We start from the raw sequence: 18,530 nt of genomic DNA on the forward strand, positions 1-18,530 counted from the left end.
AATCAGACCGCTTAAATCCGATCCTCTCCCTGCAAATCAGTTTTGCGGGGAGGCGGAAAATGGAAATGCACGTCGTGACGGCGGCCAATCGTCATTGCTATAAACATGAATTGATTGAATTTTTCCGGGCTAGGCACGCCATCTATGTCCATGAGAAGCACTGGCGCGAAGACGACGGTTCCGGCTTCGAGGTCGACCAATTCGATACGGATGCAGCAACCTATCTGATTGGCGTCGACGATGGCGACGTCATCTGCGGGACGCGCCTTTTGTCGACGACACTGCCTCATATGGCAGATCAGGTGTTCCCTCACCTATCGAACCTAACGGGTGTCGTCAAATCGCCAACAGTGGCGGAGTGGACCCGAGCATTCATTGTTCCGGAAAGGCGTGAGAACGGCATCGGGCCGATCAAGGGGCAGATTTGCGCGGCTGTCATGCAGTTCTGCCTGCAAGAAGGAATCGAGGAGGTCGGCGGCATCCAGGACCTTTACTGGATGCGGATGTGGAAGCGTCTCGCTTGGGAGGTCAATCCGGCAGGCACGCCTGCCAAGGTCGCGGGCCGCTGGTGTGTCGTGGCCTACATGCAAGTCAACGAGGCGGCCAGAGACAATGCGTTGGCCTCAACCGGGATCACGTCGCACGGCTTAGTTCAGAAAGGCCCGTATCAACCGTTCGTGACCGAAATCGAACGGAGGATCGCGATGTGAGCTCGTCGCAGCGACAATCACGAGAGCAGGTGCGAACGGCGGCAACCAAGCAGAAAATGGAGAGGTTGGACTACGTTCGCCAGATGCTCCGCGAACTGCGTGACATGGTGGAAGCAGAGGACGAACAGTTTCTCACATACCTTATCGCCATGGCTCATTTTGCAGCATCTGACGTGATCCGGGAGAAGCACCAAAATATCAGTGCAGTCCATAAATTGAAGGCCGCCGGCTAAGGGCGATGGATTATGGAGCCATAGGAGAAGGTCTGATGAGAGTAGATGTCCTGATCAATTGGGAGGACGATTCCAACATGTGGACGGCCACCTCTGGTGCCGTTCAGTTGGCCGCCGAAGACGCATCTCTGACCAGTCTCAAAAACCGTATTCCCCCGCTTGTCGCCAAATTATCCGGTCTTCGTGTGGAGGATTGGACATCGTCACACTGGAGGGCAAACACCCATCTGGATACCGGTTCGATTCAAAGGAGGATTGGCAACGATGGGAGAGCAGGAAGGATTCTACGGACGAGGGTTGGGAAGGACCGAAAGGCGACCTATCAAAAACTGACTTGAAGAGGGCACGGTAATCAACATGAGACACGAGATCAAAAGCGACCCCAAGACGGATAGGATCATCGCGCGCCTCGCCGAAGGCAAAATCATTGAAAGCGAGGAAGTGGCAACGGGCGTTGTCCTGGACTACGACAGCGCTGGCGAAGTTGTAGCCATAGAGGTCGACAGGATTGCCGCCAGGCGTCGCAACGCGCTTTCCTAATCAAACGGAACCGTGGGGGAACTTCATTCCCCCGCTTAGTTTCGTTCAGCGAGACACAGCCATCAGGTTCGCCTCATCCCAGAACAGGTCAGGATCACCGCGGTGCGGCTTGTTGCTCATGATTGCAAATGCTGGCTGGGGACGAGATGGGCGCGGCGATTGCCTGAGACCGGCCCGACCGACTGATGCCCCCACCAATCGAATCGAGCCACCATTCCCGCCATGAGGAGGCCGCTGCCCGCTGCTGGTCGCGCTCAGGGCCTGTATGGGCTTGGCTGGCGAAGCGGGCGCCCACAGTGCCGACGCGGGGCCGGATTGTCTTGAGCGTCGTCATGGGTGCTGCCTGTCGCCTATGCCTGGTGGGCGATGGACTGGTGGCTTGCGGGGCAATCGACATTGCCGCATTCCCACGATACGGCCTCCTCTAGTCGCCCGCTTTGCGATAACTGGCGCCGATCGTCGGCGAAACGAGGGGATGACGTGTTCTATTGCCGCGACCACTTACATCTGCTTTTCTTACGGTGGCAGGGGGCGTAAATGGCAGACTACAAAATCGATGTTCCGCGCATCCGTGATCGCGATCTTTTCACGTTTTTTCGCGAAGTTTCGACAGCAATTGGGTCAACCCAACTTAAATATCTTAGAAACGGGCGCAGCCGGGAGTATTGGCGTTAACCTCGCCGATGCTGATGGGGCAGACGGATTGTATTTTGCAAAATCCGGGTTTTTTTCAATCAGCGCCATCTCTACCAATGCAAATGGCATCTCTGTTAGCATCAACAGACAGACGAGCGAACCAGACTCCACAACTGACCGACTCTCCATCAACAATAATGGGAACACTCAACAGGTCCAGCGAGACCTTATTCGAACGATAAACGAGCTTGTAGATCGGATGTTCGTTTTCGGCCCGGAGCCATTCACCGGGCTATTTCACAACCAAAAATCCTTCACCGCGCTAATCAAATCTCATCAGCAGATGCTCGCGAGCCTACAAGGGACCGCGACCAACATCGCAGAACAGTTGGCGGCGGCTCGATTGAAGCTCGAGCAGGAGTATGCCGAGCGCCAATCGAAGCTCGAAGAAGAATTTCAGAGAAGACAGGCTGATTCCGAAGCCGCATACGAGAAACATCACTTCCTCGGCGCGGGATATCGCTTTGCTCGATGGCCGGTACGGGACATAGCTGCCGTTGATGCCATAGCCAGGGTGATGGCCGCCGACATTCTCGGTTTGATAAGTCGGCCAGAATGAGCGAACTTTCGACGGCCGAAGCTGGCCGACGTCCATATTCGCGATCGTGTCAGTTGCCTCGATGAAGTGGGCCTTCACATAGGCGAAGCGGGCGCCCTTCGGGCCGTTCCGCATCTTCTCGACCTCGACGAAGGTGGCGCCGCCCTTGCCCTGGTTCACCCTGACCACGGCATCGGCACGGTCGAAGAACACCCGGCTGCCCCGCATACCGCTATTCTCGTTCTTGCCCGTGTGGTGGATGGACAGGAAGGCGCATTCCAGTTAGCGGGCGGTCCTGTCGGCATTGCTCATGTATTCCGACGCGGCGGTAGCTTCGTCCTGGCTTTTCGGCCCGAAACTAGCCGCCAGCGTGTCGACGATGACGGCGGCAATCGGCAGATTGAAATTCTTGGCGAGGGCCTGTGCGGCACCAACTACGGCAATCCGCGTAGAATTGCTGACAAGCCCGTCGGCCGGCGCTTCCATGATCGCTACGGGCAAGGTGGAAGGATCGAGGCCGAGTTCTCGCGCGGCAGCAACGAGGCGGACCTTTGCACCTTCGATGTCTTCGCCGGCCACGTAGAGGACACTTCCGCGGCTGATCATCCTACCTGCCCACTGGAGCCCGCCAGCCACGGCAACACCGGTTCGGATCGCGATGCCGGTTTTGCCGACTCCGCTCGGGCCGTAGATCAGGCAAGGACCAGCCGGGAGGACATCGGGAATGATGATCCGGCGGCGCGGCTTATCATGCAGCAGCGCACGTTCGATTTCTGCGATGGTGACAAATGCTGTCACAGATCAGGATCCTTTCTGCTCGGCCGCGTTGGCATGACGAATGGCTTCGCCTGCCGGGGCGTGAGCCCAAAACGATTGCGGAGTTCGGGAACGACGCGGCCCTGCCGTTGCCTGATGGTTTCGCGGTTCGCGACGTACCAGCGCGCCGCTGCGAATATGGCTTGCTCGGCCACCTGTTTTGAGATGGGAGCATTCATCGGCCAGCCCTTTCCAGAACGGCCGCTCGGCGGTCCATGTGGTGCCTATACGCCCGGGAGTGAACCCGGGCGCGGCGTGCGTGGTAGTAGGCCAGGAGGGCGAGGAGGAGCCTCATTCGAGGCCCTACAAGTCGCGCATCACGAGGATGAAGGCAAAGTCTTCTTCGATGATGACGCTACAGGGGACGGAATGCATCTCAGAATAGTCTACTTAAATTTTGCGTCGGATAGCAACGCTTCCGGGTTCGCCAGAGCGTGCCGCCGAAATGTGATTTCGGCGGCTGCCGCCAAGATCGGCATTTGAAGAGCGAAGCTAGGCTCAGGACCTATTGATTTGGATTGCGCTGTGATTCACGGCTTCTGCTACGGCCCGCACAGGACGCTCTATAACCGCTTCATCCGCCGGAGCCGGCTCGGCGCCACCGTCGGGCGTTTCTACTACGAGAGCCACGACCAGCTCCGCCGCCATCTCGCCGACTTCGTCGCCGCCTACAACTCCGCCCGCCGGCTGAAGACCCTAAGAGGCCTCACGCCTTACGAGTTCGTCTGCAAGGCATGGGCTTCGCAACCGGAACGCTTCAGGCTCAATCCGCTCCAGCAAATGCCGGGACTAAACATCTAAGTGCCTCGTAGGCGTTGATACCGTCTCCATCCCGTTCAGGGTGTGGCCAGATACGGCTACGGCGGTCCACTAAGGCGGCAGGTCCAATATAACTCGCCGCACCGGATGGCCGGCCTGGACAGCGCTACCTGACTATCCATCGTTTCTCAGAGCTGCGGGACGAGCATCACCGGTCGGCTGCCACCACAACCGGTCCGGCCTGAGATAGTCCGGATCGTTCCGGCCGACGACCAGCCCACCCGGCCCTGCCCCGCGTTCGGGCCGGAAGAACCGGCAAATCTTCTGGGCTGCTGTCGGACCAGTCCTCAAACAGATTCATGGTCGTCCAAGGCCATTACCGCAGCGGTCGCCGGATAGGTCCAATTAAACATGCGTACTTTTGCTACGCTGGTACTTCTACGGCACTTTCATTCGGCAGCTTCGACCGTTTTCTCCGCCGACCTGATCCGTGCCGCGCAATATTTGAACTCGGGGATCTTCCCGTAGGGGTCGAGCATCGGGTTGGTGAGCCTGTTGGCGGGGCTTTCGTTGAAGCAGAAGGGCATGAAGACCATGCCGTCCGCCACTTCGCGGTCGGCGCGCAGGATCGCCTCGACGGTACCCCGGCGAGTCTCGACCTGCACAATGTCGCCGACGCCAAGGCCCTGCCGCTTGATCTCGTAAGGATTCATGGCGGCGATGCCGTAGGGCTCGATGGCATTGAGCACGCCGGCGCGCCTGGTCATGGCCCCGGTGTGCCAGTGTTCGAGCATGCGTCCGGTCGTCAGCACCAGCGGATACTGGTCGTCCGGGACTTCGGCAGGCGGCGTAAGGTCGGCCGGCACGATGCGGCCGCGACCGTCGGAGGTCGGGAAGCCGGAGGTGAAGACGATCTCGTTGCCCGGCACATCCGGACCGTCGGCCGGATAGATGACCGACTCTTCGCGCTCGATGCGCTCCCACGAGATGTTGGCGAGCGAAGGCATGACGTGCGCCATCTCGGTGTAGACCTCCGAGACGTGGCTGTAGTTCCAGTTGAGGCCCATGCGGCGCGCCAACTCGATGATGATATCGAGGTCCTGGCGGGCCTCGCCGGGCAGGTCGAGCGCCGGGCGGCCGATCTGCACCTGGCGGTTGGTGTTGGTGTAGGTGCCGAGCTTTTCGGCATGCGCCGAGGCCGGCAGGATCACGTCGGCATGCCAGGCGGTTTCGGTCATGAAAATGTCCTGCACCACCAGATGGTCGAGCCTGGCCAGCGCCGCCCGGGCATGAATCTGGTCGGGATCGGACATGGCCGGATTTTCGCCCATGATGTACATGCCCTTGATCTCGCCGGCATGGATGGCGTCGATGATCTCCACAACGGTGAGGCCCTTCTTGGGGTCGAGCGTCTGGCCCCAGAAGTTCTCGTATTCGCTGCGAATGTCGACGTTCTCCACCGACTTGTAGTCGGGATAGTACATCGGGATCAGGCCGGCGTCGGACGCGCCCTGGACGTTGTTCTGGCCGCGCAGGGGATGCAGGCCGGTGCCGGGGCGCCCGACCTGCCCGGTGATCAGGGCCAGCGCGATCAGGCAGCGCGAATTGTCGGTGCCGTGGGTATGTTGCGAAAGGCCCATGCCCCAGAAGATCATGGAGCGCTCGGACTTGGCGTAAAGGCGCGCCACCTCGCGCAACACCGACGCCTCGATGCCGCAGACCTCCGCCATTGCTTCCGGCGAAAAATCCTTGACCTTCTTCTTCAGCGCTTCGAAGCCCGAGACGTTGGCCTGGATATATTGCTCGTCATAAAGCTTTTCTTCCACGATCACGTGCAGGAGCGCGTTGAGCATGGCCACGTCGCTACCCGCCTTGAATTGCAGCGAGTGGGTGGCGTAGCGCATCAGGTCCTGCCGGCGCGGATCCATGATGATCAGCTTGAGGCCCTTCTTGGCCGCCTGCTTGAAATAGGTCGCGGCGACGGGATGGTTGGTGGTCGGGCGCGAGCCGATGATGATGACGCAGTCGGCCTTCATGGCGTCCATGAACGGCGCGGAAACGGCGCCGGACCCGACTCCCTCCATAAGGGCGGCCACCGAGGAGGCATGGCACAGTCGGGTGCAGTGGTCGATGTTGTTGGTGCCGAAGCCCAGCCGGACAAATTTCTGGAACAGATAGGCTTCCTCGTTGGAGCCCTTGGCAGAGCCGAAGCCGGCCAGCGCCTGGCCGCCGTCTTCCTTCAGGATTTTCTTCAGGCCGCCGGCGGCACGCTCCAGCGCCTCCTCCCAGGTCGCCTCGCGGAAAACGGTCAGCGGATCGACGTCGCGCAGGTCGATGTCGCCGGCCTTCGGCGCGTCGTCGCGGCGGATCAGCGGCTTGGTCAGGCGCTCGGGGGACATGGCGTAGTCGAACCCGAAGCGGCCCTTCACGCACAGGCGGTTCTCGTTGGCGGGGCCGTTGCGACCATCGACCTGGACAATCCGGTTGTCCTTGACCGCGACCTTCGTCTGGCAGCCGACGCCGCAGAACGGGCACACCGAATCCACGACCTTGTCGAACTCCTGGACGGCCCTGGTCCTGAAGGACGGCTCCATCAGCGTTTTTTCGTAGAGCGCGCCCGTCGGGCAGGCCTGCACGCACTCGCCGCAGGTCACGCAGGTAGAAAGCCCCATCGGGTCATGCATGTCGAACACCGGGACCGTATGGCCGCCACGGTCGGCCATGCCGATCACGTCGTTGACCTGGACCTCGCGGCAGGCGCGCACGCAGGCGTTGCAGGCGATGCAGGCATCGAGGTTGACGGCGATCGCCGGATTGGAAACGTCGAATTCGGCCACTTCGGCGTCGTTGAACTTGGACGGGAAGCGCGCGCTGCCCGAAATGCCCATGGAGGACGCCCATTGCCAGAAGTTCGACTGGTTGTCGGGGCCTTCATTGGCCGGCCGCATATTGCTGGCCAGCAGTTCGAACACCATCTCGCGCGACTTCTTCGCGCGTTCGGTCGCGGTCTTGACCACCATGCCCTTGGTCGGCTTGCGGATGCAGGAAGCCGTAAGCACGCGCTCGCCGTCGATCTCCACCATGCAGGCGCGGCAATTGCCATCGGTGCGGTAGCCCGGCATGTCGACATGGCAAAGGTGCGGAATCTCGTTGCCCTCGCGCTTGGCGACCTCCCAGATCGTCTCGCCCTCGGCTGCCGAAACCGTCCTGCCATCCAGGGTGAATTCGATTGTACCCGCCATCTCAGAGCTCCTCACGGAAGTGCGTCAACAGGTGGTTGACCGGGTTTGGCGCGGCCTGGCCGAGGCCGCAGATCGACGCATCTCGCATGACTGTCTCAAGGTCGCGCAGAGCCTGCTCGTCGATCGCTCCCTTCTGCAACAGGGAAACCATCTTGCCGGTTCCCTCGCGGCACGGCGTACACTGGCCGCAGCTTTCATGCTTGAAGAACTTCAGCAGATTGACGGTCGCCGCCTTGGCGCTGTCCTTATCCGAGAAGACAACGATGGCGTGCGAGCCGACAAAAGCACCCTGCTTGGCCAGTTCGCCGCCGAAATCGAGGGGGATGTCGCCCATCGAGGCCGGCAAGATGCCGCCCGAAGCGCCGCCGGGCAGATAGGCCTTGAAGGTGTGGCCGGGAGCCATGCCGCCACAATGTTCTTCGATCAGCTCGCGCACGGTGATGCCGGCCGGCGCCATCTTGACGCCGGGGTTCTTCACGCGGCCCGAAACGGACCACGAGCGGATGCCCGGATGGCCCGGCTTGCCGAGCCCGGCGAACCATTTCGCGCCCTTTTCGACGATATCGCGGATCCACCAAAGCGTTTCGACATTGTGGTTGAGCGTGGGCCGGCCGAACAGGCCGACCTCGGCGATATAGGGCGGGCGGTTGCGCGGCAGGCCGCGTTTGCCCTCGATCGATTCCAGCATCGCGCTTTCCTCGCCGCAGATATAGGCGCCGGCGCCCCGGCGAAGCTCGATGAAGCCCGGCGCGGCAAGGCCGGCCGCCTCGAGCGCGGCGATCTCGGCGCGCAGGATGGAAAGTACCGCCGGGTATTCATCACGCATGTAGAAATAGATGCGCTGCGCCTCGACGGCATGGGCGGCGATCAATGCGCCTTCCAGCGTACGGTGGGGGTCGCGCTCCAGGTAAACCCGGTCCTTGAACGTTCCGGGCTCGCCCTCGTCGCCATTGATCGACATCAGCCGCGGGCCGGCATAGGAGCGCACGAACTCCCATTTCTTGCCGGCGGGGAAGCCTGCGCCGCCGAGGCCGCGCAGGCCGGCGTCCTGCATCGTCGCCATCAGCGTTTCGGCAGTAACCTCGCCGCTACGCACTTTTTCGAGTAGTCGATAGCCGCCCTCGGCACGATAGGCGGCAAGACCGGCATACTCCGGCACCTTTACCCCGATGTCGCCGCTCGCAGCCATCTGCAGCAGGCCCTCGACCGTGGCGTGGTCGACCTCTCGGTCACCGATGCGGGCCGCGGGCGCACCGGCGCAGCGACCCATGCAGGGCGCGCGCACGACACGCATGGCGGCCGGGTCGGCTCCCTTCTGCAACGCGGCCACCAGCGCCTCCGCGCCCGCCAGCATGCAGCTTACCGAATCGCAGACCCGGATGGTGAGCGCCGGCGGCGGCGCCTCGCCCTCTTTCACCACGTCGAAATGATCGTAGAACGAGGCGACCTCGTAGACTTCGGCCTGCGCCAGCCTCATCTCATGCGCCAGCGCCCGCAGGTGCCCGGCCGACAGATGCCCGTACTTGTCCTGAATGAGATGCAGAAACTCGATCAGGAGATCACGTCGCCGCTCCTTCGACCCCAGCAGCGCCCGAACCTCGTCGAGGGCGGAATCGTCCAGAGGCCGCCCCTTGGGCCCCCGATCCTTCCGCCGCCTTTCCTGCATGGTCATTTCCTGATCTCCTCGGGCGAAGCGCCCGCCCTGTTTAACGCCACCTCGCCCAGCCAAAGATGTTGGGTATGAGGCACGATGTATTCTCTACACGACCCGGACGAGCCTTCGCGCGAGCATGCGACCATCATGAGCATTTGCGCAACCATGGCATGCTGTCGCGGCGCTATTTCTTGCGGATCAGGAACACATGCCCGTCGCCGTCGCGGTGGATGGATTCCAGGCCATCGCCCGTTTCGTTGAGCAGATTGGGAATGTCGATGGCCGCCAGCGGATCGGTGCAATACACCTCCAGCCGCTCTCCTGAATTCAACCCCTTGAGGGTTTTACGGGTTTTCAGCGCCGGCAGTGGGCATTTCAGGCCCGCGAGGTCGAGTTTGGTGGTCATCATGACCGCACTATCATGCCCGATCGGCAAAGCGATCGTCAATCGAACCGTTCCGGGCTTCCGGCGCCCCGGACCGGTTACTCGTCGTCGGGCGATCGGCTGAAACCCGCTCGCTGCAGCGCCTGCTCCATGTCGGGCGACCGAAGGGCGGCCAGGAACGCCAGCACCGCCGGTCGTTCCCCGCGCTGCGAAACCAGCGCGAAATCATAATGCTCCTGCATCAGCGGTATGAAGCCGAGCCCGGCGGCCCGCGCCACCGGCTCGATGGTGACGCCCCAGTCGGCGCGATTCTGAACGACCGCGGCGGCGACGGCATTGTGCGAGCGCGGCTGGTTCCAGTAGCCGTCAGGACGGGCCGAGCCGAGCAACTGGTCGATCAGGATGCGCGTGCCGGCACCCTGGTTGCGGTTGACCATCAGGCATTCCGGATCGGCAAGGGCTGCCTGCACCGCCTGTTCGACACTGCGCCTCTCGAAACGCGCGTCGCCGGGGCGAAACACAAGGCCCTGCATGCGCCGCCAGCCGGAGACGAGTTCGAGGCCTTCGCCGAGAAACGGCGCGTTGTAGGTCTGGGTCTTGGGGTCGAAAAGGTGGATCGGTGCAAGATCGCATTCCCCCCGCTTCGCGGCGGCGAGCCCGCCCAGGCTGCCGACCGCCAGGGACCGCACCGATATCCCCTGCCGCGAGAGTTGGCTCATGACGAGATCGAGACCGGTACAGTGGCTGCCGATGACGACGAGATCGGGCACGCGCAGTTGCGGCGTGAACAACGTCACCGGCACCTTGCTGCCTGCCGGCAAGTGATCGGAGAGAGCTTCGATGCGGACGAAACCGTCGGCCTGGGTGAAGGAGGTAATCGCCCCCGATCCCTTGCCGGTCGCATAGGCCGCAAGTCCGTCACGCCCTTGCACCAGCGAGACCATCACGAATTCGGTGCGCCCGAGTTCGGACGCAACCCGCAAGGGAAGCTGCGCGTCCAGCTGAGCATCGACCCGCGGCGGCAACCCCGCCATGCGCCGCAACACCGGCACTACCATGTCGTGAAAGGTGAACATGGCCGAGGTCGGGAACCCGGGCAGGATGACGACCGGCTTGCCGTCGCATACCGCGAGACAAAGTGGCTTTCCGGGCTTGAGCGCAACGCCGTGAGCGATAATTCCCGGCTTTCCGAGACGCTCGATAATGCGATAGCTGACGTCTCCGGCTCCCTTGGAGGTTCCGCCGGACAGGACCAGGACATCGTGCGAAGCGAGCGCCTGGCGCATCGCCTTTTCAAGCCTGGCCTCGTCGTCCGCGAACGCGCCGAGGAAATCCGCCTCTCCCCCGTTTTCGGTAACCGCGGCACATATGATCGGCCCGTTGGCGTCGTAGATGCCCGCCGGTCGCAACGGCTTACCCGGTTGCACCAGTTCATCGCCGGTCGAGAGGACGGCGACGCGCAGTTTGCTGGCCACCTTTACCCGCGCGGTTCCGCAAGCCGCGAGCATTCCGATCTCGCGCGCGCCGATGATCGCCCCTGCCCGCAACACGACTTCGCCGCGGGCGATATCCGATCCGGCGCCGGATACGAACTGCCCGGGCGAGACGGCACGCCCTACTTCGATGTCCCCCGCCTCCACCGGCTGGGTATGCTCCACCATGACGATCGCGTCGGCCCCGCGCGGCAGCGGCCCGCCGGTAGCAATGGCGGTCGCGGTTCCAGGCAGGACCGAAAGCTGCGGGGAGTGGCCGCAGGCAATCGTCTCCGCGTTGAGCCGCAACCGGACCGGATGCAGTTCGGAAGCGGCGGCCAGGTCGGCCGCGCGCACCGCAAAACCGTCCACGTTGGAACGGTCGAACGGGGGGACATCGCCCGGCGCCGTGACGTCCTGCGCGAGGGCGAACCCGAGTGCTTCGGACAACTCCCGTTCCTCGACCGGCACCGGCCGGGGAAACAACGCATCTTCGAACCGCGCCAGTGCTTCCTCTCGCGACAATATCGTCAGAAACTGTTTCTGCGCGGTGCTCTGCGGGTTTGCAGGCGGAGACTTCATCATGCTTGCCAATTCAGTTCGGACTGCGGAGTAACGTCGCGGCGACGGGCGTGCCGGCGGCATATCCTTCGCTATCGCCTGGCACCGCAAGCCACGCATCGGCAAGCCGCATGGCTTCCAGCGACAAGTCGCCGACAGCAAGCGGCACCCAGTTGTCCTTCTCGCGAGCGAGCAGGACGATCTCGGCCAGTCCGACCCTCGATGCGATCTTGCGCGCAATCGGCAACGTAAGGCTGACGCGTCTTGCCCGGCCCGACAAACGGTCCAGGGCAGGCTGGACGAATGCAAGAAAGCCCGCGAACACATGGTCCGGCAAGCCGGCCAACGCGACCAGCGGCGTGCTGCCAAGCCGGCCGATCGCGGTGGTCTCGCCGGCCCGGACGGCGACGCGATGCGCGACCAACACACCGCCTTGCGCCAACGCCCGGGCCGTCATGTCGGTACGGCCGTCGCCAGTGCCGCCTACCAGGAGAAGCAAGTCGCAAGCCTCGCCGGCAAGCGCAGCCGTGACAGATGCCGCATCGCGAGTCACGGTCTCGATCGCGGTGACCGTCGCGTTCGAGGCGGCCACGCTTTCGGCGATGAAGCGCGCCGAAAAAGTCTCGCCGTTTGCCGCAGCGACATCGATAACGCGCACGCGTGGGCTGCGCACGGCAAGTTCGCTCAACCTCATCTTACGGGCGACGAGCAGGTCGGCTGCTCCTATCACCTCGCCTTCGACGACCGGCGGACGGTGTGCCGCCATGTCCTCGCCCACGCGGCGCACGCCCTGACCGGGCGCAGCCTCGCCGACGGCAAACGAGAGGGGGCCGTCGCAATCGATGAGATCGACATGCAACACGCAGTCGCATCCTTGCGGCATGGCATCGCCTGCCTCCACCCAGGCCGGGGCGGCCGGCAGCGCCACGGGCGAATAGCCGGACGCCCCCACCAGGTCGAGCGCACGACACGCCCAGCCATCGATCGCCGCCGTATCCCTCGGCGGGAGAGGCGACGCGACGGGCGGCGTGCCGGCGGCAACACGTCCGAGCGCCTCTTCAAGCGGGACGAGACGGGAGGCAACCGGGCCGACGCCTTCCAGGAGGGCAGCGAGCGCCGCTTCCAGACTGGTCAAGGTTCCGGTCGGTTGGTGAGTTCTCATCATCGCACCGATGATGGAACAGATGCCGACCGCTTTTGCAACAGACCTTAGGAGCGCGCCCCATCAGCGTTAGGGAAGAACAGTTGCTGGCCATCGATCTTGTAGTCACCGATAGCCTTCTGGCCTTCCGGGGAAATCAGCCAGTCGACGAATGCCTGGCCGGCTTTCACCTTGACGTTGGGGTGTTTCTCCGGGTTCACCAGCATGACGCCATACTGGTTAAACAGCCGCTTGTCGCCCTCGACCATGATGGCCAGGTCGCCGCGGTTCTTGAACGACAGCCAGGTACCGCGATCGGAAAGAACATAGGCGTTCATGGCGGATGCCGTGTTGAGTGCGGCCCCCATGCCCTGCCCGATATCCTTGTACCACGGCCCTTTCGCCGTCTCGATATCGACGCCGGCTTCCTTCCACAGCTTGAGTTCCGCCGAATGGGTACCGGACCTGTCGCCGCGCGAAACGAACGGCTCCTTCCTGGCCTCGATAGCGACCAGTGCAGCCGTGATGTCCCTGGTCCCGCCGATGCCGGCAGGATCGCTCTTCGGGCCGACCAGCACGAAGTCGTTATACATCACGTCGAACCGCTTCACGCCGAAGCCTTCCTCGAGGAACTTCTCCTCCTGCGCCTTGGCGTGGACGAACACCACGTCGGCATCGCCCCGGCGGGCGGTGTCGAGCGCCTGCCCGGTACCCTGCGCCACCACCTTTACCTCGATGCCGGTCTTCTTCTCGAACAGCGGGAGAATGTGCTCGAACAGGCCGGAATCCTGTGTCGATGTCGTCGAGGCGACGACGATCGACTGCTCCTGCGCGAGGGCCGGCGCAGGGCCGGCCAACAGGGCGAGCATTCCAAGGGCCAAGAACATCCGGCGGTGCAACATGACAATCTCCGTTCAGGTCGGTCAAAAAACGAGGTCGCCGCGCACGAAGGCTGCGGCTTGCGGCGTTGCGGGGCGGTCGAGGAACGCGTCGGCTTCGACATGCTCGACAAGGCTCCCCCGCACGAGGAACACGACATCGCCGGCGAGCCGGCGCACCTGGCCCAGATCGTGCGAGGCCATGACGATCTTGGTGCCCGAGCGAGCGGCGGCGAGGATGATTTCCTCCACGAAGCGCGTGGCCGCGGGATCGAGGCTGGCCGTCGGCTCGTCGAGCAGGAGAATCTCCGGCTGGCGCGCCAGTGCCCGCGCCAGCGCCAGCCTTTGCTGCTCGCCGCCGGACAGCCGGCGCGCCGGCCGCGCGGCGAGCGCGCCGAGGCCGACGCTGTCGAGCAACTCCTGAGTGCGCCGGGCGCGATCGCCGCGCGGGCAGCCGGCATGGCCGAGCCCGTAGGCGATATTGGCGGCAGCGGAGCGCCGCAGCATCACCGGCTTCTGGAACAGGATCGCCCGGCGACCTGGCCCGCTTTCCGTCCTTCCGCCCCAGGTGACGATGCCCCGCGAGGGGGCGAGCAGGCCCATGCACAAGCGAAGCAGCGACGTCTTGCCCGAACCGTTGGGGCCTACGACGAAGGTCGGCGCCCCCGGCCCGATCGTCAGGCTTATCCGATCGAGGATGGTCGTCGCGCCACTGGTCAGCGACACGTCGTCGAGGGCAAGGGGAAGATCGCTCACCGCGGCCCGCATCGCTACCCGGTCCTTTCCAGGGCCCATAAGCGCACGCCCCAGGCGGCGGCGTTAACGAGCAGAATGAGGAAAATCAGGATGATGCCGAGCCCCATCGCAAGGGCAAGATTCCCCTTGGAAGTCTCCAGCGCGATGGTCGTGGTCATGGTACGGGTAAAGCCGTCGATATTGCCGCCGACGATCATCACCGTGCCCACTTCGGCGGCGGCCCTGCCGAAGCCGGCAAGCAAAGCGGTGACGAGGCTGAAGCGGCTGTCCCATAGAAGCGTCATGACCCGGCTGGCCCGGCCGACGCCCATCGCACTCAACTCATCGCGGTACTCGAGCCACAGATCCTCGACCGTCTGGCGCGTCAGCGCCGCGATGATGGGCAGCACCAGCAGCGCCTGGGCGATGACCATGGCTGTCGGCGTGAACAGGAGACCGAACTCGCCCAGCGGCCCGGAGCGCGAAAGCAACAGATAGACGGTGAGGCCGACCACGACAGGCGGCAGCCCCATGAACCCGTTCAGCACCACGATGACGGCCGCGCGGCCGGGGAAGCGAGTCAGCGCCAGGATGGCCCCTAGCGGCAGGCCGATAGCTACCGCCGCCGCCACCGCCGCCAGGCTGACCGACAGCGACAGCCTGACGATGGCGAACAAGGTGGCATCCCCGGACGCGATGAGGTGCCAAGCGGTGACCGTATTCGACATATGCCCCTGCAACCAATTTTCCCTTTGTCCTGCATTTTCTCCCTATAAGTCAAACTATTGAATATACGCGCAAATATGCATACAGGTGCAGGATGGAACTTTTGACGACATCCGAAGCCGCGGATTATCTTCGCCTGGGGGAGCGCAAGCTCTACGAACTCGTTGCCGAGGGGCGTATCCCGTGCAGCAAGGTGACGGGAAAATGGCTGTTCCCGCGCCATGAACTAGACCGCTGGGTCGTGGCGGGGCTGATGCGGCCGGAGGGCATGAGCGCGTCCGAACCGCCGTCCATCGTCGGGGGGAGCCAGGACGATCTGCTGGAATGGAGCCTGCGCCAGTCGGGCTCGGGGCTCGCCACCCTGTCGGAAGGCACCGAAGGCGGCGTCGCGCGGTTGCTGCGGGGAGAAGCCGCCGTCGCCGCGATCCATTTCCACGGCGAGGCCGCCGATGCCAATGTCGCGGCGGCGGCCGCCATGCCGCAGCTTTACGACGTGGTGCTGGTCGGCTTCGTCCGCCGCGAGCAGGGCCTGCTGCTGCCGCACGGCAATCCCAAATCGCTGCACAGCCTGGACGACGTGCTGGCGAGCGGCGCCAGGATAGCCGGCCGCCAGCGCGGCGCCGGGGCGGACATGTTGCTGAACCTGCTGCTGGCGAAAGCCGGCGCGGCCCACGGCGATCTCAACCTGCTGGAACCGCCCTGCCTCACCGGCCCGGACCTCGCGGCGGCGGTGCGGACCGGCCGGGCGGATTGCGGCATCGCCTCGCGCGCCGCCGCGCGCGCCGCCGGTCTGGAGTTCATGCCGCTGCTCTGGGAGAATTTCGACCTGCTGCTGCGGCAGCGGACCTATTTCCAGCCGTCGTTCCAGGCGCTGCTGAAATTCCTGCCGTTACGGCCCTTCGCCGACCGCGCCGCCGAGCTTACCGGCTACGATACGAGCCCGGCCGGGCAGATCCGGTTCTTCAAATAAGCCTTTAAGCCTTTTCTCCAGACAGGAAAAACGCAAGCGCGCCTTTCGCGCTCTATCCGAGGTCTATCTCGCCTTCCACGACATGCTGCAGGCCGGCGGTTTCCGAGGTGATCACGGCCTTGACCTTCAGCTTGCCTTTTCCTTTCAGGCCCTTCTGCTCCACCGCCTTCTCGATCGCCTGCTGCGAGGTCACCCCGACCTGCTTGAGGAACTTGCGCATGGAGATGTTGAAGGGGTCGGTTTCCATATCCCTGGTCATGTCATTGCCTCGACAGTGTGAACGGTTGGGTCGATCCGGCAGGTTCGGCCCTGCAAGGAAAGCTGTAATCAATCGAGCATGAAACGGCCCCGGGTGCAAACGAAACGCCCGCCGCCCGGCACCGGCTGCCGTGCTCCGGAAACCGGCGGAGCGGGGCTCAACCGTCCAGCTTGCCCGGCGATACCGTCCGTTCGCGCAAATAATCGTCCGTGGTGCGCGGAACCGGCCGGGGGGCCGCCTCGTAAGGATCGAAGCCCTCGTTCGTCACGGCTTCGACGCGGCATTTGTCGCACATGCGCACGACATCGAGCCGCCTCGCATTGTCGCCGGCAAACATCCAATGCTTGCCTTCCAGCTTGGCGACGATGCGCTCAACCGTGCTTTTCGTTCCAAAAGGCGTATCGCAACGGATACAGCGGAACGGTTCCTCCTGCTTGACCACGCGGCGCGGCGCTTTCCACGCCTCGAAATCCAGTTGCGGCCTGAGCGCAATCGCCTTTTCGGGGCAGGTCGCGGCGCAGAGCCCGCATTGCACGCATATGCTCTCGTCAAAATACAGGGCCGGCCGCTCCTCGCTGTCGGAAAGCGCGCCGGTCGGGCAGGCCGACACACAAGACAGGCACAGCGTACAGGCGTCGCGGTCGACATCGAGCCCGCCGAACGGCGCGGACGCCGGCAATTGCGTACACGCCACTGGCGTTGGCGCGGCTTCGTAGAGTTCGATCACCGAATTTTTCAGCAGGCTGCGCTTGTCGCCGAGCGGCAGGAACGTCGCCGGTTTCCGCGCGGCCGCCTGTGGCGCTGTCCGGTCCAACGCCGCTGCCAGGATATCCGGATCGTCCGCCTCGATCACAGCGCCGACATCGGCCCCGTAACCCAGCGCCTTCCCGAGCAGGTTGGCAATGGTGACATTTCTGGCGAGGCCGGCGAGATCGTGCTTCGCGTGCGCCGAGCAAAGCGCCCTGACCGCCACCGCACCCCAGGCGACCGGCGCGGTCCAGGCCTCGACCCCCAACTGGGTTATCTCGTTTACCGCAACCGGCAACACGTTTGCCGGCAAGCCCGGGCCGAAGCGCGCCAGCGCGTCGATCAGCGCCTCGCCATGGTCGCCGTCGTGGAACAGCACGACCGGATCGGTTCCGCCCGCGTCGCGATAGGTAAACAGGAGCGTACGCAAACGGCGAAGCAGGGTTTGCGAATCCGGGAAAGCATAGGCCGCCGCGCCCGTCGGGCAGGCGGCCGCGCAATTGCCGCAGCCGGCGCAGATATCCGCATCGATGGCAACGTGATCGCCGGCCGGCGTGATCGCGCCCGTCGGGCACAGGTCGAGGCAACGGGTGCAGCCGGTGATGTGCGAGCGCGAATGGGCACACAGGTCGGCGGTAAAATCGATGTAGCGCGGCTTGTCGAACTCCCCGACGAGAGCGGCCGCTTTGGTGATCGCGCCGGCGAGGCCCGCCCGGTCGGCGGGATCGGCCCGGACATAGCCAGCTCTCAACTCATGGGCCGGAAACAGGGGAGTGCCGCCGGAAAGATCGAGAATGACGTCCGCCTCCGATCGCGCGCCGTCCCGCGAGGGGCCAAAGCGCAGGCGCTCGCGCGACGACGGCGACGGGATCGCGAAGTCGTCGATCGTCAGTTCGAACGCGCCGAGATAGCCCTGCGCATTGCGGACCGTGCCTTTCACGACGGGAAAATCCCAAACCGGGTCAGGCGTGACGTCGCCCGGCCGCGTAAGCAGCACCGTGACGTCCATCCCCTCGGCAAGCTGCCGGCCTGCTTCGATGGCCGCTTCATCCCGCCCGTAGACGAGCACCACGCCGCTGCTGGTGAGCGTGACGGTCGCGGGAGCCGCGACGGGTTCGGCCGCCATCGCCACGAGCGCCGCCGCCTTAGGCCCGGCCTTTGCGCCCTCTCTCGCCCAGCCGGCCTTCTCGCGGATATTGGCGAAGACAAGCTCGCCGGCAAAACCGGCATCCTGCGCGACCTCGAGGAAAAGCGGCGCCTGCTGCGTGCAGGCGATCGTGACGGCCTCGCCCTTGCCCAACGCGCTTTTGACCCGGTCGAGTTCGGCGCCACAGAACTGGTCCCCCGACCGGACTTCCGCATGCGCGCATCCCCGCGTCACGCTGTTGCCGAAATCCGGCATGGTCCGCTCGCAGGAGCAAACGAAGACCGTGCGTGACCTTTCCGGGTCCATGGCTTTTACTCCCCG

The 18,530-nt window shown here is 63.9% G+C and carries 17 protein-coding genes and 1 pseudogene; 5 read left to right on the forward strand and 13 right to left on the reverse strand.

From position 1 onward, the window contains the following. Positions 1-59: 59 nt before the first annotated feature. The 3 genes from ACFOHJ_RS08995 (at position 60) to ACFOHJ_RS09005 (ending at position 1,483) form a co-directional block, all read left to right on the forward strand. Positions 60-710: an acyl-homoserine-lactone synthase gene (locus tag ACFOHJ_RS08995; protein WP_378220152.1), complete on the forward strand. Its 651-nt coding sequence runs from the start codon at positions 60-62 to the stop codon at positions 708-710. After that, the gene (locus ACFOHJ_RS09000) at positions 707-943 is read left to right on the forward strand and encodes a hypothetical protein (RefSeq protein ID WP_378220153.1); all 237 of its coding nucleotides are present in this window, start codon (positions 707-709) and stop codon (positions 941-943) included. The genes ACFOHJ_RS08995 and ACFOHJ_RS09000 overlap by 4 nt, the downstream gene beginning before the upstream one ends. Before the next feature lie 357 nt (positions 944-1,300). Further along, the gene (locus ACFOHJ_RS09005) at positions 1,301-1,483 is read left to right on the forward strand and encodes a DUF2283 domain-containing protein (protein ID WP_378220154.1); all 183 of its coding nucleotides are present in this window, start codon (positions 1,301-1,303) and stop codon (positions 1,481-1,483) included. 991 nt (positions 1,484-2,474) lie between these two features. On the opposite strand, the gene ACFOHJ_RS09010 is transcribed toward ACFOHJ_RS09005, so the two are convergent. Genes ACFOHJ_RS09010 through ACFOHJ_RS09020 form a run of 3 tightly spaced genes read right to left on the reverse strand, consistent with a single transcriptional unit; the run spans position 2,475 to position 3,712 of the window. Beyond that, positions 2,475-2,945 (reverse strand): hypothetical protein, encoded by a 471-nt coding sequence (locus tag ACFOHJ_RS09010; protein WP_378220155.1) that lies wholly within the window; start codon positions 2,943-2,945, stop codon positions 2,475-2,477. Positions 2,946-2,999: 54 nt separating this feature from the next. Continuing rightward, positions 3,000-3,515, reverse strand: a complete 516-nt coding sequence (locus tag ACFOHJ_RS09015; RefSeq protein ID WP_378220156.1) for an AAA family ATPase — start codon at positions 3,513-3,515, stop codon at positions 3,000-3,002. Next, positions 3,512-3,712, reverse strand: coding sequence for a hypothetical protein (locus tag ACFOHJ_RS09020; protein ID WP_378220157.1), 201 nt, complete (start codon positions 3,710-3,712; stop codon positions 3,512-3,514). Before ACFOHJ_RS09020 ends, ACFOHJ_RS09015 begins: the two co-directional genes overlap by 4 nt. A 418-nt stretch (positions 3,713-4,130) precedes the next feature. Here ACFOHJ_RS09020 and ACFOHJ_RS09025 point away from each other — a divergent pair. Further along, positions 4,131-4,334: pseudogene (locus tag ACFOHJ_RS09025) on the forward strand (IS3 family transposase); the annotation flags it as partial. Positions 4,335-4,741: 407 nt separating this feature from the next. Here ACFOHJ_RS09025 and fdhF read toward each other — a convergent pair. From fdhF to ACFOHJ_RS09065, 8 genes are all read right to left on the reverse strand, one after another. After that, positions 4,742-7,534 carry a formate dehydrogenase subunit alpha gene (gene fdhF, locus ACFOHJ_RS09030; protein ID WP_378220158.1) on the reverse strand — a complete coding sequence of 931 codons (2,793 nt, stop codon included), beginning with the start codon at positions 7,532-7,534 and terminating at the stop codon, positions 4,742-4,744. 1 nt (position 7,535) lies between these two features. Beyond that, positions 7,536-9,206, reverse strand: coding sequence for an NAD(P)H-dependent oxidoreductase subunit E (locus ACFOHJ_RS09035; RefSeq protein WP_378220159.1), 1,671 nt, complete (start codon positions 9,204-9,206; stop codon positions 7,536-7,538). 166 nt (positions 9,207-9,372) lie between these two features. Further along, positions 9,373-9,636, reverse strand: a complete 264-nt coding sequence (locus tag ACFOHJ_RS09040; RefSeq protein ID WP_378220160.1) for a sulfurtransferase TusA family protein — start codon at positions 9,634-9,636, stop codon at positions 9,373-9,375. A gap of 35 nt (positions 9,637-9,671) precedes the next feature. Continuing rightward, positions 9,672-11,630 carry a molybdopterin biosynthesis protein gene (locus ACFOHJ_RS09045; protein ID WP_378220161.1) on the reverse strand — a complete coding sequence of 653 codons (1,959 nt, stop codon included), beginning with the start codon at positions 11,628-11,630 and terminating at the stop codon, positions 9,672-9,674. A 10-nt stretch (positions 11,631-11,640) separates the two neighbouring features. Next, positions 11,641-12,771, reverse strand: a complete 1,131-nt coding sequence (locus ACFOHJ_RS09050; RefSeq protein WP_378220162.1) for a molybdopterin-binding protein — start codon at positions 12,769-12,771, stop codon at positions 11,641-11,643. A gap of 44 nt (positions 12,772-12,815) precedes the next feature. Next, a complete protein-coding gene (locus ACFOHJ_RS09055) occupies positions 12,816-13,649 on the reverse strand; it encodes an extracellular solute-binding protein (protein WP_378220163.1) in 834 nt (277 codons plus the stop codon). Positions 13,650-13,670: 21 nt separating this feature from the next. Continuing rightward, positions 13,671-14,393: an ATP-binding cassette domain-containing protein gene (locus tag ACFOHJ_RS09060; protein ID WP_378220164.1), complete on the reverse strand. Its 723-nt coding sequence runs from the start codon at positions 14,391-14,393 to the stop codon at positions 13,671-13,673. 2 nt (positions 14,394-14,395) lie between these two features. After that, complete coding sequence (locus ACFOHJ_RS09065) at positions 14,396-15,088, reverse strand: ABC transporter permease (RefSeq protein ID WP_378220165.1); 693 nt, start codon at positions 15,086-15,088, stop codon at positions 14,396-14,398. A 92-nt stretch (positions 15,089-15,180) separates the two neighbouring features. On the opposite strand from ACFOHJ_RS09065, the gene ACFOHJ_RS09070 reads away from it, so the two are divergent. Continuing rightward, positions 15,181-16,056, forward strand: coding sequence for a substrate-binding domain-containing protein (locus ACFOHJ_RS09070; protein WP_378220166.1), 876 nt, complete (start codon positions 15,181-15,183; stop codon positions 16,054-16,056). Between the two features lie 52 nt (positions 16,057-16,108). Here ACFOHJ_RS09070 and ACFOHJ_RS09075 read toward each other — a convergent pair whose 3' ends face one another. Beyond that, complete coding sequence (locus ACFOHJ_RS09075) at positions 16,109-16,315, reverse strand: DUF6494 family protein (protein ID WP_378220167.1); 207 nt, start codon at positions 16,313-16,315, stop codon at positions 16,109-16,111. Positions 16,316-16,472: 157 nt separating this feature from the next. Next, the gene (locus ACFOHJ_RS09080) at positions 16,473-18,515 is read right to left on the reverse strand and encodes a 4Fe-4S binding protein (protein WP_378220168.1); all 2,043 of its coding nucleotides are present in this window, start codon (positions 18,513-18,515) and stop codon (positions 16,473-16,475) included. Positions 18,516-18,530: the final 15 nt, after the last annotated feature.

The sequence above is a fragment of the Aquamicrobium soli genome (genome assembly GCF_042646345.1).
GTDB lineage: Bacteria > Pseudomonadota > Alphaproteobacteria > Rhizobiales > Rhizobiaceae > Mesorhizobium > Mesorhizobium soli_A.

What these genes read in the sequence shown, in the direction of transcription:
- ACFOHJ_RS09005 (WP_378220154.1), top strand. Translation starts at nt 1,301, where the DNA reads ATGAGACACGAGATCAAAAGCGACCCCAAGACGGATAGGATCATCGCG.
- ACFOHJ_RS09075 (WP_378220167.1), bottom strand. Translation starts at nt 16,315, where the DNA reads ATGACCAGGGATATGGAAACCGACCCCTTCAACATCTCCATGCGCAAG.
- ACFOHJ_RS09060 (WP_378220164.1), bottom strand. Translation starts at nt 14,393, where the DNA reads ATGCGGGCCGCGGTGAGCGATCTTCCCCTTGCCCTCGACGACGTGTCG.
- ACFOHJ_RS09045 (WP_378220161.1), bottom strand. Translation starts at nt 11,630, where the DNA reads ATGATGAAGTCTCCGCCTGCAAACCCGCAGAGCACCGCGCAGAAACAG.
- ACFOHJ_RS09080 (WP_378220168.1), bottom strand. Translation starts at nt 18,515, where the DNA reads ATGGACCCGGAAAGGTCACGCACGGTCTTCGTTTGCTCCTGCGAGCGG.
- ACFOHJ_RS09020 (WP_378220157.1), bottom strand. Translation starts at nt 3,712, where the DNA reads ATGAATGCTCCCATCTCAAAACAGGTGGCCGAGCAAGCCATATTCGCA.
- ACFOHJ_RS08995 (WP_378220152.1), top strand. Translation starts at nt 60, where the DNA reads ATGGAAATGCACGTCGTGACGGCGGCCAATCGTCATTGCTATAAACAT.
- ACFOHJ_RS09035 (WP_378220159.1), bottom strand. Translation starts at nt 9,206, where the DNA reads ATGACCATGCAGGAAAGGCGGCGGAAGGATCGGGGGCCCAAGGGGCGG.
- ACFOHJ_RS09050 (WP_378220162.1), bottom strand. Translation starts at nt 12,771, where the DNA reads ATGATGAGAACTCACCAACCGACCGGAACCTTGACCAGTCTGGAAGCG.
- fdhF (WP_378220158.1), bottom strand. Translation starts at nt 7,534, where the DNA reads ATGGCGGGTACAATCGAATTCACCCTGGATGGCAGGACGGTTTCGGCA.
- ACFOHJ_RS09065 (WP_378220165.1), bottom strand. Translation starts at nt 15,088, where the DNA reads ATGTCGAATACGGTCACCGCTTGGCACCTCATCGCGTCCGGGGATGCC.
- ACFOHJ_RS09070 (WP_378220166.1), top strand. Translation starts at nt 15,181, where the DNA reads ATGGAACTTTTGACGACATCCGAAGCCGCGGATTATCTTCGCCTGGGG.
- ACFOHJ_RS09055 (WP_378220163.1), bottom strand. Translation starts at nt 13,649, where the DNA reads ATGTTGCACCGCCGGATGTTCTTGGCCCTTGGAATGCTCGCCCTGTTG.
- ACFOHJ_RS09010 (WP_378220155.1), bottom strand. Translation starts at nt 2,945, where the DNA reads ATGCGGGGCAGCCGGGTGTTCTTCGACCGTGCCGATGCCGTGGTCAGG.